The organism is Mycobacterium sp. NGS62 (assembly GCF_059812285.1).
Map to the genome: position 1 here is coordinate 467,498 of NZ_JCALCK010000001.1, position 13,820 is coordinate 481,317.

A 13,820-nucleotide genomic window follows, 5' to 3' on the forward strand; every position below is an offset into this window, starting at 1 on the left:
GGTGCTCTACAGCGGCGGCGCGTCGAGACGGGGCCGATATTCTTCGATTCTGGGACGCCTTTTCGCCGTGACTACCGCGGCGTCCGTAGCGATCTGCAACGGGTAGCTCAGTCCACCGATCTCTTCGGCCAGCGAGGTGACCTCTTCGGGATCGATGAACCGGTAACGCGTCAGCAGCTCGGCCCGGTTGATGCCAAGGTTGGCGGCGGCCCGGCGAAGGTTGTCCGCCGTGATCAGGGTCCCTTTGTCCAGCTGGTCGTAGTAGGTGGACCGCGGCAGCTCCATCGCGGTCCAGATCTGCTCCCTGCTCAGGGGACGGCCTGCCAGGTAGGAGAGAACCGTGGCGAGGTCTTTGCCGGTGTCGTCGGGGTACACGCCGAGCAGCTTATCCAGCTTTTGGATCCGACTTTTAGACTTTTCACCAGGCAGATGCCATTCATTTCGATGCCAGCGGTCACCGACGTCCGACTTCCAGATGTTCCGTCCCGGAAAGTGCACGGTCGACGTCGCGCAATGATGTCCGGCCGGCACCCCCGCAGCGCATTCTGCCCTGGGCGCGTGGCGGCAACGCCGTAGTGACAGGATGGTTTCGACATCCAGTTGGGTGCGCACCCCGGCTACCTTGGCGTTGGTAAGCCAGCGGTCGCCCCGTGCCGACCGACCGATCGATCGAGGAGTCAACAGAGATGGCCTTCTCAGTCCAGATGCCGGCACTCGGTGAGAGCGTTACCGAGGGGACGGTCACCCGCTGGCTCAAGCAAGAAGGCGACACCGTCGAAGTCGACGAACCACTGTTGGAAGTCTCCACCGACAAGGTCGACACCGAGATCCCCTCGCCGGCGGCCGGTGTGTTGACCAAGATCGTCGCTCAGGAAGACGACACCGTCGAGGTGGGCGGTGAGCTGGCCATCATCGGCGGTGCCGACGAAGGTGCACGCGAGCAACCTGCCCCGGAGGCACCGCCCGCGCCGGCTGCCGAGCCGCAGCCGGAGCCCAGGGCCGAGGCCGAGACCCAGCCGAAGCCGCAACCGGCCGCACCGTCGTCCAACGGCGAGGGGGGCGCCACTACCCCGGTACTGATGCCCGAACTCGGTGAATCGGTTACCGAAGGCACAGTGACCCGTTGGCTGAAAAAGGTCGGCGACACCGTGGACGCCGACGAGCCACTGGTGGAGGTGTCCACCGACAAAGTCGACACCGAAATACCGTCGCCGGTGGCCGGGACGCTGGTCAGCATCACCGCCGAGGAGGACGTCACGGTCTCGGTCGGCGGGGAGCTGGCCAAGATCGGGACCGGCGCGGCAGCGTCGGCCGCCGCCCCGGCGCCCGAACCGCAGGCACCGCCCGCCCCCGCACCTGAGCCGCAGCGCGAACCCGAGCCGGCGCCGGCACCGCAAGCGCCCGCGCCGAAACCGCAGCCGGAACCCGAGCCCGCGCCCACGCCGGCGCGACCACAACCCGACGCCGCACCGGCAGCCAGCACCCCCAGCGCTCCCTACGTCACGCCACTGGTGCGAAAGCTGGCTGCGGACAACAACATCGACCTGGATCAGGTCAGCGGCACCGGGGTAGGCGGACGCATCCGCAAACAGGACGTGCTCGCTGCCGCCGAAGCGAAGAAGGCACCGCCGCCACCGCCGGCAGCGCAGACCCCTGCCGCCGCGGCAGCCCCGACACCGCCTGCACCCACGCCGGCGCCGGCGCTGGCGCATCTGCGTGGCACCACCGCGAAAGCCAGCCGGATTCGCCAGATCACCGCTGCCAAGACCCGCGAATCACTGCAGGCCACCGCTCAGCTGACCCAGACTCACGAGGTCGACATGACCCGGATCGTGGCGCTACGGGCCAGGGCCAAAGCCGCATTCGCCGAACGCGAGGGCGTCAACCTGACCTTCCTGCCGTTCATTGCTCGCGCGGTGATCGACGCGTTGAAGACACACCCGAACATCAACGCCAGCTACAACGAACAGACCAAGGAGATCACCTATTACGACGCCGAACACCTCGGGTTCGCCGTCGACACCGAACAAGGTCTGCTCTCCCCCGTCATCCACAACGCGGGCGATCTGTCACTGGCCGGGCTTGCCCGCGCGATCGCGGATATCGCCGGCCGAGCGCGCTCCGGTGACCTCAAACCCGACGAGTTGTCCGGCGGGACGTTCACCATCACCAATATCGGCAGCCAGGGCGCGCTGCTGGACACCCCGATTTTGGTGCCGCCGCAGGCCGCTATGTTGGGCACCGGCGCCATCGTCAAACGGCCGCGGGTCGTCGTCGACGACACCGGCAACGAATCCATCGGGGTGCGGTCGATCTGCTATCTGCCACTGACCTATGACCACCGTCTGATCGACGGTGCGGACGCCGGACGTTTCCTGACCACCATCAAGCATCGGCTCGAAGAGGGAGCGTTCGAGGCCGACCTGGGGCTGTGACGGGATGGCCAAGTCAGTCGTCGCGATCGCGGGTTCGTCCGGGCTGATCGGCTCGGCTCTGGTGGCGGCGCTGCGCAGCGCCGACCACCGGGTGCTGCGGATCGTGCGGCGAGCGCCGGCGAACGGCGGCGAAATCCGCTGGGATCCCGCCAGCGGCGAGTTCGACGCCTCAGCGCTGCGTGGTGTCGACGCGGTGGTCAACCTGTGCGGGATCAACATCGGAGCGCGACGCTGGTCGGGCGCTTTCAAACAAGAGCTGCGGGACAGCCGCATCACGCCGACCGAAGTGCTGTCCGCCGCGGTCGTCGACGCCGGTGTCGGGTTGCTCATCAACGCCAGCGCCGTCGGCTACTACGGCAACACCAAGGACCATGCCGTCAACGAAACAGATTCGGCCGGAACGGGTTTCCTGGCGCGGTTGTGCGAAGACTGGGAAGCAGCCACCTCACCTGCGCAGCAGGCCGGCGTTCGCGTAGTGCTGGCCCGCAGCGGACTGGTGCTGTCCCCGTCGGGCGGTGCGCTGCGCAGGATGCGACCACTGTTCTCGGTGTGCCTCGGCGCCCGGCTGGGAAACGGCCGCCAGTACATGTCGTGGATCAGCCTCGAGGACGAGCTGCGGGCGCTGCAGTTCGCCATGGCCAATAACGCACTGTCCGGGCCGGTGAATCTGACCGGGCCCGCACCCGTGACGAACGCGGAATTCACTGCGGCGCTGGGCCGCGCCGTGCATCGGCCCACGCCGTTGATCATGCCGGGGTTCGCGGTGCGGGCCGCACTCGGCGAATTCGCCGACGAGGGCCTGCTGTGTGGTCAGCGGGTGATCCCGAGCGCCCTCGAGCGCGCCGGCTTCCAGTTCGACCACAACACCATCGGTGAGGCGCTGCGATACGCCACCACGCGCCCGGCCGTGGCCTGATCCCGGCCGCCGGCGTGATCCCGGCCACCGCGAAACAGAAGTGTGGGTTGCGATCGTGGCCCGATCGCAACCGTGGCTTCTGCTTCGCGAAAGAGAGCGGCGCCCGAGTAGCCTCGCCACTGTGAGTTCCATCCGGTCCAGTCCGGCCCCGATCGACGTTCGCCAGCTGGGCTGCCTGGACTACCGGGCCGCATGGCAGTTGCAGCGCGAACTGGCCGACGCCCGGGTGGCCGGCGGCGCCGACGCGCTGGTGTTGTTGGAACACCCCTCGGTTTACACCGCCGGCCGGCGCACCTTGCCGCACGAACGCCCTGCCGACGGCACACCCGTGGTCGACACCGACCGCGGCGGCAAGATCACCTGGCACGGCCCGGGGCAACTCGTCGGCTATCCGATCATCGGGCTGGCCGAGCCGCTCGACGTGATCAATTACGTTCGGCGGCTTGAGGAGTCGCTGATCGCGGTGTGCACTGGCCTCGGCCTGTCCGTGACCCGAATCGACGGCCGCTCCGGAGTGTGGGTGCCCGCCGGCGGCGGCCGCCCCGCGCGCAAGGTCGCCGCCGTCGGGGTCCGGGTGTCGCGGGCGACGACGCTGCACGGCTTTGCGCTCAACTGCGACTGCGACCTGGACGCGTTCGCGCGGATCGTGCCGTGCGGCATCACCGACGCCGGGGTGACGTCGTTGTCCGCCGAATTGGCCTGCCGGATCGGCGTCGAGAACGTTCGCGCCACGGTTGCCGAGGCGGTATGTGACGCGCTCGACGGGAGGCTGGCCCGCGTAGCATCAGCATCGTGACCATCGCTCCGGACGGCCGCAAACTCCTGCGACTGGAAGTGCGCAACGCGCAAACCCCGATCGAGCGCAAGCCACCGTGGATCAAAACCCGCGCCCGGATGGGTCCGGAATACACCGAGCTGAAGAAGCTGGTCCGGCGTGAGGGCCTGCACACCGTATGCGAAGAGGCCGGCTGCCCGAACATCTACGAGTGCTGGGAAGACCGCGAAGCCACCTTCCTGATCGGCGGCGAGCAGTGCACCCGTCGCTGCGACTTCTGTCAGATCGACACCGGCAAGCCGGCTGCTCTGGACCGCGACGAGCCACGGCGGGTCGCCGAGAGCGTGCAGGCCATGGGCCTGCGCTATTCCACGGTCACCGGTGTCGCGCGCGACGACCTGTCCGATGGCGGCGCCTGGCTCTACGCGGAAACCGTGCGTGCCATCAAGGCACTCAACCCGTCCACCGGTGTCGAGTTGTTGATCCCCGACTTCAACGGCGAACCCGACCGGTTGCAACAGGTGTTCGAGTCTCGTCCAGAAGTATTGGCGCACAACGTCGAAACCGTGCCACGAATCTTCAAGCGGATCCGGCCGGCATTCAGCTATCGGCGCAGTCTGGACGTGCTCACCGCGGCACGGACGTTCGGCCTGGTGACCAAGAGCAACCTGATCCTCGGGCTGGGCGAAACGATCGAGGAGGTGCGCACCGCGCTGGTCGATCTGCACGACGCCGGCTGCGAGATCGTCACGATCACGCAATACCTGCGCCCGTCGGCACGCCACCACCCAGTCGAGCGGTGGGTCCGGCCAGAGGAATTCGTCGAACTCTCCGAATATGCCGAACAGCTCGGGTTCGCCGGGGTGCTGGCAGGCCCGCTGGTGCGATCGTCATACCGGGCCGGGCGGCTCTACCAGCAGGCTATGCAGGCACGCCCGGCCGGCCCGGCCGTATCCTGAAGCCATGGCGAAATCCCGTAATGCAGCGGCGAATAAAGCCGCCAGAGCCGAGGCGAAGGCGGCCCGCAAGGCCGCCGCCAAGGAGCGTCGCAGCCAGCTTTGGCAGGCGTTCACCATGCAGCGCAAAGAGGACAAGCGCCTGCTGCCCTACATGATCGGCGCTTTCGTGCTGGTCGTGGGGCTGTCAGTGGCAGTCGGTGTGTCCGCCGGCGGGTTCACCATGGTGATGATGATCCCGCTGGGCATCGTGCTGGGCGCGCTGGTCGCGTTCATCATCTTCGGTCGGCGTGCCCAGCGGTCGGTGTACCGCAAGGCCGAAGGGCAAACCGGCGCGGCGGCCTGGGCGCTGGACAACTTACGCGGCAAGTGGCGGGTCACCCCGGGCGTGGCTGCTACCGGCAGCTTCGACGCCGTGCACCGGGTGATCGGTCGCCCCGGGGTCATCCTGGTCGCTGAGGGGTCGGCGACCAGAATCAAGCCGCTGCTGGCGCAGGAGAAGAAGCGCACCGCGCGGCTGGTGGGTGAGACACCGATCTACGACATCGTCGTCGGCAACGGCGACGGCGAGATTCCACTGGCCAAACTCGAGCGCCACCTGACCCGGCTGCCGGCCAACATCACCGTCAAGCAAATGGACTCGCTGGAGTCCCGGCTGACCGCACTGGGTTCACGCGCCGGCGCCGCCACCTTGCCCAAGGGCCCGATGCCCAGCGCAGCCAAGATGCGTGGCGTCCAGCGCACCGTGCGCAGGCGCTAACGCCCAGCGCCGCGATAGACCTAGCGCCGCACAACCGCCGTACCGGTCGCCCGGTCCTGCAGACCGCGTCCGTCGACGTCGACGAACAACGCGGGAATGACGACCGCGATCATCACACCTCGCAACGCGGCACGTCCAAGCCCGACGTGCATCCGCCCATCGACGGACTGCACCCGCAGTCCGAGCGCAAACTGGCCTGGAGTGAACTGAAACAACCGCACCGCGATCATGCCGAGCACCAACCAGATCACCAGGACCGCGGTCGAGAGTTGGCCCGGCGTGACGAGCCCGAACGTCAGACCGAGCGCGGCGAGCCCGTAAGCCACTAGCCAGTCGACGACCAGTGCCGCCACCCGGCGCCCGCTGCGGGCCAGTGAGCCTGGCCCGTGTTCCGGCAAATCGAGCGTCTCGCCGGGGTATTGCCGCTGCTGACCGTCGGAATTCAGCGGCCCGGGACCGGATAGCCAGGATGCGATGCTGCGGGCCATGGCCCCACAATAGGCATCGGCTGGCACGGACCCGGTTTCGACGGCCGCCAACCGGATCGCGTAACGTCAGCGCAACACGAGGTTGACTGCCGGGCAACATCGCCTCCTTAGCGTCTGATCGGGCCACCCGTCACGGCCAGTAGAGGAGAGCGCTTCAATGACCGCAGTCGCACCAATGCACGTAGTGAAGGAGAGCGCCTCGGTGTCCGAAAAGACGGCCGACGACATCAGCAAGCTCATCGCTGACGAGAAGGTCCAGTACGTCGACGTCCGTTTCTGCGATCTGCCCGGCGTCATGCAGCACTTTTCGATTCCGGCTTCGGCGTTCGACCAAAGCGTGTTCGAAGACGGGCTGGCCTTCGACGGGTCGTCGATCCGCGGCTTCCAGTCGATCCACGAGTCCGACATGATGCTGCTGCCCGACCCGGACACCGCGCTGATCGACCCCTTCCGGGCGGCGAAAACGCTGAACCTCAGCTTCTTCGTGCACGACCCGTTCACCCGGGAGCCGTACTCGCGCGACCCCCGCAACGTCGCCCGCAAAGCGGAGAATTACCTGGCCAGTACGGGTATCGCCGACACCGCCTTCTTCGGCGCCGAGGCGGAGTTCTACATCTTCGACTCGGTGTCCTTCGATTCGAGCATCAACGGCTCGTTCTACGAGGTGGACTCGGTCTCCGGATGGTGGAACACCGGCCAGGCCACCGAGGCCGACGGCAGTCCTAACCGCGGGTACAAGGTCCGCCCCAAAGGCGGTTACTTCCCGGTGGCGCCGACCGACCAATACGTCGACCTGCGCGACGAGATGACCACGAACCTCATCAATGCGGGTTTCACCCTTGAGCGCGGTCACCATGAGGTCGGCAGTGGCGGCCAGGCCGAGATCAACTACAAGTTCAACACGCTGCTGCACGCGGCCGATGATCTGATGCTGTTCAAATACATCATCAAGAACACCGCCTGGCAGAGCGGCAAGACCGCCACGTTCATGCCCAAACCACTGTTCGGGGACAACGGCTCCGGGATGCACTGTCACCAATCGCTGTGGAAAACGGGCAGCCCGCTTTTCTACGACGAGTCGGGCTACGCCGGCCTGTCCGATACTGCTCGCCACTACATCGGCGGCATTTTGCACCACGCGCCGTCGCTGTTGGCGTTCACCAACCCGACGATCAACTCCTACAAGCGACTGGTGCCGCACTTCGAGGCGCCGATCAACTTGGTGTACAGCCAGCGCAACCGGTCGGCGTGTGTGCGCATCCCGATCACCGGCAACAACCCCAAAGCCAAACGGCTGGAGTTCCGCTGTCCCGACTCGTCGGGCAATCCCTACCTGGCGTTCTCGGCGATGTTGATGGCCGGTATCGACGGCATCAAGAAGCGGATTGAGCCGATGGCGCCGGTGGACAAAGACCTCTACGAGTTGCCGCCGGACGAAGCCGCCAACATCCCGCAGGCGCCCACGCAGTTGGCCGACGTGATCGACAACCTGGAAGCCGACCACGAGTACCTCACCGAGGGCGGTGTCTTCACCACCGACCTGATCGAGACGTGGATCTCCTACAAGCGCGAGAACGAAATCGAGCCGGTCAACGTCCGGCCACATCCGTACGAATTCGCGCTCTACTACGACTGCTGATCGCGCTAGGGGCCCGGCGGTCCGATCTGGCCGCTGCTTCCGCGACTGATCCCCCAAGCCACACCGCATACGGCGATCGCCAACGCGCCGTAGATCAGCGCCTGGGGCCACCAGGGCCGGCTGGGGTGGGGGGCTTCCGGAGTGGTCAGCGCCACCAGGAAGCTGCCATTATCGGTCGGCCCGGCCCCCGGTAGCGACTGAGTCTTGGTCACTCTGATCTGGGCGTTGCTCTCGGGATCGTTGACCTGGCCCCACGCCAGCGTGGAGTCGTCAAGAAGGAAGGTGTCCCTGCTGCCCGGTGGTTGGCTGTCGTCGTGGCCCACCACTTTCACTTGGCCGACTTTCACGGTCTTGTCCTCGGCCGGGACATACGCCGCGACGTTTTGGTACACCTCCGGCGGCGCCGCCGGGATGTAGTCCGGTGGCGGTGGGCCCTGCCAACCCTCCGGTGGTATCCAGGCCCCGCCGTAGAAGCTGCCTGACACGACATAGCTGTCGCCGACCGCGGTGAACGGGAACAGTCCGAGCTCGGCGACGTCGAGCACGATCCGGCCGCCGGCCGGTAAGTAGGCCTCCCGGTATTCGCCGTTGTACCGGTACCGGAATGTCATCGCCTGGTCGAGCGGGTTGTACAGCGTCGGGCGGTGGTACTCGTCGTAGTCGATGTAATCCCAATGGCGGGGGCGCACCAACTCCCGGAAGCCGACTTTGACGACGTCGACGTTGCCACGGTGGGCGTTGACCACATTCTGCACTTGGTGGTCGAAGTCCACGACCTGCAGCATCGGGTTCCGTGTGCTGAAATCAATCCGCGTCGCCGGTGCGGCTTTGGCAGCCGCGATCGCCTGCGGTGACGCATCCAGGTCTTTCGGTGCCGTCACCAGCGCGTATCGGGGCGCCCCCGGGGCCGGCGGGTTGATCTTCGGCCCCGGAATCGTCCGCAGGGGCGGCGGTTTCGGCAGAACTTCCGGGGGTTGCGCCGGCGGCGCGGGGGCGACCGGGACTACGGGAATCGGCACGGGCGGGGCCTGGGGAATCGGCGCGGGCGCCCTGGTCGCTGGCGCCGGACGCGGCGGCGCGGCCTCGTAGCACGAGCGCGGCGACGGCAGACGATATTGCGCCACCCAGCGCAGGCAGTCGTCGCAGAACTTGGGATTGGCCCCGGCGCCGGCACATGGCGCCGCCTGCGCCACCCCGGATGTGGCGGCTACCGCCGAGAACGGTGCGAAAGCCAACACAGCTGCCGCCACCATCCCGAGGGCTTTCATCTCGTGACCTTTCCGGAACCGCACTGCCTGACAGCTGAGACCACCGAGGTGCGGACGGGTAGCGGCGGCTTTGCCGTTATCTGAGACAGTGTCACACTTTCTCTCTGGGCAACGAAATCGCGACTCGACCGCGATTCGCTTCCAAGATAGCTGCGCCGCTGCATCCGATAGGCCGATCGAGCCGTATCGTCGGCGCATGACGCGCAATCTGGAGACCCGGCTCAATACGCGTTCACCGTCGGCAGTGGCGGTGTTTCGAGTGATGTTGGGGCTGTTGTTCTTATGCCACGGCCTGTCCAAGCTGATTGGGTGGCCGGCAGGGCCGGTGATCCCGGTCGGCGAATGGCCGGTCTACTACGCGGGTTGGATCGAATTGATCACCAGTCTGCTCATCATCGTCGGCCTGTTCACTCGGGCTGCTGCCTTCGTCGCTTGCGGGGAGATGGCCGTCGCCTATTTCACTCAGCACCTACCGTATGGATTTTGGCCGCTCACCAATCACGGCGAACTTGCCGTCGTGTACTGCTTTGCTTTTCTGCTGTTGATCTTCATCGGTGGCGGCGCGTACGCGTTGGATGCGCGTCGTACCGGGTCCGGTTGGCGGGGGCTGCAGACCCGTTGGCGAGGGCCGCGGCGGATGGCACGACGCCCGCGGCTGGGCCGGATGTCGTCGCCGCGACGCTAGGAGGGCTCCGCCATGCTCGACGTCGGATGGTTTCGCCGTCGGCGCGGATACGGCAGCAGCATCGGCACCTCTTGGCGATAGTTGCGGTATTGCGCGCCGAGCACCGCCACTAGATCGTGTTCCTCGAACTGCACCGCGATCAGAATGTAAGCCGTGGTGCTGACGGCAAAGAGGAGATGGCCGGCCGTCATTGTCGGCGCCGCCCAGAAGGCGATGATGAAGCCCAGCATCAACGGGTGGCGCACCAAGCTGTACAGCATCGGCGCACGAAAACCGATGTCGCTCTGCGGTTTTCCCTGCCAGACCGCATACACCTGACGCAGGCCGAACAAATCGAAGTGACTGATCATGAAGCTCCCCGCAAACACGACCACCCAGCCGATCCAGAACACCGCCCAGACCACCAGCCGGCCGGCTTGGGAGCCGATGTGCCATATTTCGGCGGGCATCGATCGCCACTGCCAATACAGCAAGAACAGCACCAAACTCGACAGCAGCACATAGGTGCTTCGTTCCAGCGGCTCGGGCACGATGCGGGTCCACCATCGCTTGAACACCGGCCGCGCCATCACACTGTGCTGGACCGCGAAGAGCCCGAGCAACAGCAGGTTCACCACAATCGCCTGCCCAATCGGAGCGGCGATGGCGTGATCGACACTGCGCGGCACCACGATGTTGCCGACGAAGCCGATTGCGTACAAAAAACTCGCGACAAACGCCAGGTAACTCACCGCGCCGTAGCTGATCGCCAATGTGCGGTTGACCCTCGTCGGTGACTGCGTCACGTTCGTGCACCTCCCGCAGGGTTGTCCTCGCCGGAGAGTTATCAGTATCCCGCTGGTCTGCAGAAGCGCAATAGGGTAACCGGCTACCCGAATCGCCGACGTCTGACTATCGGAAGTTCGCGAAGAACGCCCGAACGTCGTCGACGAAGAGGTCGGGCTGCTCGAAAGCGGCAAAATGCCCGCCGCGCGGCATCGTCGTCCAGTGCGTGATGTTGTAGAGGGCCTCACACCAGTGTCGGGGCGCAGGAAGGATTTCCCGGGGAAATGCGGCGACGCCGGTGGGCACCTCGACCCGGTCGAACTCACCGAAACTTCGGAAACTCTCCCAGTACAACCGCGCTGAGGACGCGCCGGTCGCCGTCCCCCAGTACAACATCACGTTGTCGAGAAGCTCATCGCGGCTCACCACATTTTCCGGGTGGCCGTCGCAGTCCATCCACGCCCAGAACTTCTCGACGATCCAGGCCAGTTGTCCCACCGGCGAATCGACCAGCCCATAACCCAACGTCTGCGGCCGGGTGGATTGCTGCTTGGAATAGCCGGTGCCCCACCGGCGATGGTGGGCGACCGCCGCTAGCGCTCGTTGCTCGTCTTCGGTGGGATCGCTGATTGCCTTCGCCGGAGGCCGGGCAATCGGCATGTTCAGGTGGATGGCGATGCAGTCGCCACGACTGCGGCCCAGTTGGGTGGTGACCGCGGCACCCCAGTCGCCGCCCTGCGCGCCGTAGCGGTGATAGCCAAGGCGGCGCATCAACGTCGCCCACGCCTGCGCGATGTTGTCCACACCCCATCCGGTCGTCGTCGGCTTGCCGGAGAACCCGTAACCGGGAAGTGAAGGGCAGACGACGTGGAATGCGTCCTCGGGGCGGCCCGTTGTCGGGTTGACCAGCGGCTCGATCACCTTGTGGAACTCCACGATCGAACCGGGCCAGCCGTGGGTGATCAGCAGCGGCAGCGCATCAGCATGCGGTGAGCGTTGATGGATGAAGTGGATGTCCAGCCCGTCGATTTCGGTGACGAACTGATCGAAGCGGTTCAGCGCAGCTTCGCGAGACCGCCAGTCGTATCCGTCGGCCCAGTAGGCGGCCAGTTCACGGGTGTAGGCCAAGGGCATACCTTGGCTCCAGTCCTCGACGCACTCGGCTTCCGGCCATCGGGTGTGCGCCAAACGTGTCCGCAGATCATCGAGGACTTCGCTCGACAGGTCGATGCGGAACGGCCTGACTTCCGGCGTCACAGAATTCGACGAGGTGACCTGCCCATGTGATAGCCGGACGGAAACGACATCTCGATCACCCGAAGCCGATCATTGGCTTTCGACTCGAGTTCGAGGACAACGCAACTCTCGCCGATGGCTTTGGATTCGAGAACGGTGTAGTGCTGACCGCCACCTTGGACATCGGTGATTGGGTCACCTGAGCGCAGTGCCTCGACGGGCACCAGTTCGGGGTTTCGGTGTGTCTCCACGCTGATAACGCTAGGACAAACGGGCGAGCAAAGGAATGCTTTCTCAGCCTTTCGACGCCCACAAGTGGCTCGACGTCCCTACGACGCGGGATGGCGATCGTCGCCGACCCCGATACGCACGTCGCGGCCATGAGACTTGCGCGACTGGCCGAGGTCACTCGTCGAGCAGTAAATCCTTACGGAACCGCCGCATGCCGTCGACCTTCTCGGCCAGGGTGGCATCCGGTCCGGCATAGAACATCCACGGCATGGTGAGGATGCCGCTAATACCGGCGTCGGCGGCCCGCTGGTAATCAGCGACGGTGACTGCATCGGTCAGCGGCGTCAGAATCGTGAAATCATCCATCGACAAACCATTTTCGGCCCGCAATGCACGCAGCCGGTTCGCGGCCTCGATCGCACGATCCGTTTTGATCAGGTCTCCGATCCAGCCGTCGTGGCGCGCCGCGCGGCGCAGTGCGACTTCGCTGAGCCCGCCGACGTACACCGGTATCGGCGGCGGTGTCGGCTCCATTTCCAGCCGCGGTGTCCGGTAGAACTGGCCCTCGAACTCCGTCCAGCCCGGGCTCCATAGCGCGGCCATCAACTCCAGCATTTCGTCGGTGCGCTTGCCGCGGTCTTCGAATCGCTGCTCCATCAACGCGAATTCGTCGGCGCACCAGCCAACGCCCACACCGAGTTCCACCCGGCCGTCGGCCAGACAGGCGGCGGTGCCGATGGCTTTGGCTGTCGCGTAGGGATTTCGCATCGCCGGGATGTAGACGGTGGTGACGAACCGCAGCCGGGTCGTCACCTGCGCGAGCGCGCCGGCCAGAACCCACGGGTCAGGCCACGGGGTGAACGGCTGCCACCGTCGCTCGCCGTCTTTGGTGTAGGGGTAGGGCGTGCTCAGCGTTTCCAGATTCACGATGTGATCGGGGATCCCAATACCGTCGTAGCCCAGGTCGTCGGCGGCCTTGGCGATTTCGACGATCTCGCCGGTGTTCAGATAAGCGCTGCTGATGTAGAACTTCATCCGACTTCCCGCGCCCAGGCCGGCTTAATGAAGACCCCTTCCGCTTCGGCGGTGACCCCGTCGCCATCGGAGATATGCCCGCGGGCAATGGTTTTGACGCCTTCGACGCGCTCGATGGTGGCTTCGGCGCGAAGCCTGCCCAGTGGCGTGCCGCGCAGATATTTGACGGTGATGGTGCCGGTGAACAATGGCTTGGTCAGTCCTTCACTGGCTGCCTCGCCCAGAATGTGATCGAGCACAAGGGCACAGATGCCGCCGTGCACCAGGCCCGGCGGCCCCTCATAGGCCGAGCCCAGCGAGAATTCGCTCCAACATCTGGCGCCGTCTGGGTCATGGTGAATGGTCAGTGGCGGCGAGATCGGGTTGCGCATCCCGATCACGGCGTTGCCCCAAGCCAGTGGGCGCCCGTCGACGGCGTAGCGCACGCCTTGCGGTTCGTCGAGTTGGCTGCTGCGCAGTGTCCGAGTCACCGCTTGAATCGCGTTTCGCGCATCATGCACGGTGTCCCCGTCGACCTGGGTCCGAAGCGTGGCGTCGATGAGGTCGCGCACCGCGTCAGTCAGCGGACCATACAACCCCGTCAGCCGCGCATGCTCCTGGGCGCTCATGACCTCGTAGGTAATGTTCAACT

The 13,820-nt window shown here is 65.8% G+C and carries 15 protein-coding genes; 7 read left to right on the plus strand and 8 right to left on the minus strand.

From position 1 onward, the window contains the following. Positions 1-6: 6 nt before the first annotated feature. Positions 7-612 (minus strand): hypothetical protein, encoded by a 606-nt coding sequence (locus AC5Y49_RS02290; protein WP_499884189.1) that lies wholly within the window; start codon positions 610-612, stop codon positions 7-9. A 74-nt stretch (positions 613-686) separates the two neighbouring features. Here AC5Y49_RS02290 and sucB point away from each other — a divergent pair, with 74 nt between their 5' ends. From sucB to AC5Y49_RS02315, 5 genes are all read left to right on the plus strand, one after another. After that, complete coding sequence (sucB, locus tag AC5Y49_RS02295; RefSeq protein WP_499884190.1) at positions 687-2,435, plus strand: 2-oxoglutarate dehydrogenase, E2 component, dihydrolipoamide succinyltransferase; 1,749 nt, start codon at positions 687-689, stop codon at positions 2,433-2,435. A gap of 4 nt (positions 2,436-2,439) precedes the next feature. Next, positions 2,440-3,351, plus strand: coding sequence for a TIGR01777 family oxidoreductase (locus AC5Y49_RS02300; RefSeq protein ID WP_499884191.1), 912 nt, complete (start codon positions 2,440-2,442; stop codon positions 3,349-3,351). Between the two features lie 121 nt (positions 3,352-3,472). Next, on the plus strand, positions 3,473-4,147 hold the full coding sequence (lipB, locus tag AC5Y49_RS02305; protein WP_499884192.1) for a lipoyl(octanoyl) transferase LipB: 675 nt from the start codon (positions 3,473-3,475) through the stop codon (positions 4,145-4,147). After that, complete coding sequence (gene lipA, locus AC5Y49_RS02310; RefSeq protein ID WP_499884193.1) at positions 4,144-5,085, plus strand: lipoyl synthase; 942 nt, start codon at positions 4,144-4,146, stop codon at positions 5,083-5,085. Before lipB ends, lipA begins: the two co-directional genes overlap by 4 nt. Before the next feature lie 4 nt (positions 5,086-5,089). After that, on the plus strand, positions 5,090-5,842 hold the full coding sequence (locus AC5Y49_RS02315) for a DUF4191 domain-containing protein (protein ID WP_499884194.1): 753 nt from the start codon (positions 5,090-5,092) through the stop codon (positions 5,840-5,842). 20 nt (positions 5,843-5,862) lie between these two features. Here AC5Y49_RS02315 and AC5Y49_RS02320 read toward each other — a convergent pair whose 3' ends face one another. Then, positions 5,863-6,330 carry an RDD family protein gene (locus AC5Y49_RS02320; protein WP_499884195.1) on the minus strand — a complete coding sequence of 156 codons (468 nt, stop codon included), beginning with the start codon at positions 6,328-6,330 and terminating at the stop codon, positions 5,863-5,865. Between the two features lie 202 nt (positions 6,331-6,532). Here AC5Y49_RS02320 and glnA point away from each other — a divergent pair, with 202 nt between their 5' ends. Further along, on the plus strand, positions 6,533-7,969 hold the full coding sequence (gene glnA, locus AC5Y49_RS02325) for a type I glutamate--ammonia ligase (protein WP_499884196.1): 1,437 nt from the start codon (positions 6,533-6,535) through the stop codon (positions 7,967-7,969). 5 nt (positions 7,970-7,974) lie between these two features. Here the strand turns inward: glnA and AC5Y49_RS02330 are convergent, their stop codons facing one another. Beyond that, on the minus strand, positions 7,975-9,237 hold the full coding sequence (locus AC5Y49_RS02330; RefSeq protein ID WP_499884197.1) for a hypothetical protein: 1,263 nt from the start codon (positions 9,235-9,237) through the stop codon (positions 7,975-7,977). A gap of 196 nt (positions 9,238-9,433) precedes the next feature. On the opposite strand from AC5Y49_RS02330, the gene AC5Y49_RS02335 reads away from it, so the two are divergent. Continuing rightward, on the plus strand, positions 9,434-9,922 hold the full coding sequence (locus AC5Y49_RS02335; RefSeq protein ID WP_499884198.1) for a DoxX family protein: 489 nt from the start codon (positions 9,434-9,436) through the stop codon (positions 9,920-9,922). Here the strand turns inward: AC5Y49_RS02335 and mddA are convergent. The 5 genes from mddA to AC5Y49_RS02360 form a co-directional block, all read right to left on the minus strand. Next, the gene (gene mddA / locus AC5Y49_RS02340; RefSeq protein ID WP_499884199.1) at positions 9,919-10,707 is read right to left on the minus strand and encodes a methanethiol S-methyltransferase; all 789 of its coding nucleotides are present in this window, start codon (positions 10,705-10,707) and stop codon (positions 9,919-9,921) included. The two genes, AC5Y49_RS02335 and mddA, sit on opposite strands and share 4 nt — an antisense overlap. 106 nt (positions 10,708-10,813) lie before the next feature. Further along, positions 10,814-11,944, minus strand: coding sequence for an epoxide hydrolase family protein (locus tag AC5Y49_RS02345; protein ID WP_499884200.1), 1,131 nt, complete (start codon positions 11,942-11,944; stop codon positions 10,814-10,816). Then, the gene (locus AC5Y49_RS02350) at positions 11,941-12,174 is read right to left on the minus strand and encodes a hypothetical protein (protein ID WP_499884201.1); all 234 of its coding nucleotides are present in this window, start codon (positions 12,172-12,174) and stop codon (positions 11,941-11,943) included. The genes AC5Y49_RS02345 and AC5Y49_RS02350 overlap by 4 nt, the downstream gene beginning before the upstream one ends. A gap of 154 nt (positions 12,175-12,328) precedes the next feature. Further along, a complete protein-coding gene (locus AC5Y49_RS02355) occupies positions 12,329-13,189 on the minus strand; it encodes a TIGR03619 family F420-dependent LLM class oxidoreductase (protein WP_499884202.1) in 861 nt (286 codons plus the stop codon). Beyond that, positions 13,186-13,797, minus strand: a complete 612-nt coding sequence (locus tag AC5Y49_RS02360) for a PaaI family thioesterase (RefSeq protein WP_499884629.1) — start codon at positions 13,795-13,797, stop codon at positions 13,186-13,188. The genes AC5Y49_RS02355 and AC5Y49_RS02360 overlap by 4 nt, the downstream gene beginning before the upstream one ends. Positions 13,798-13,820 lie beyond the last annotated feature (23 nt).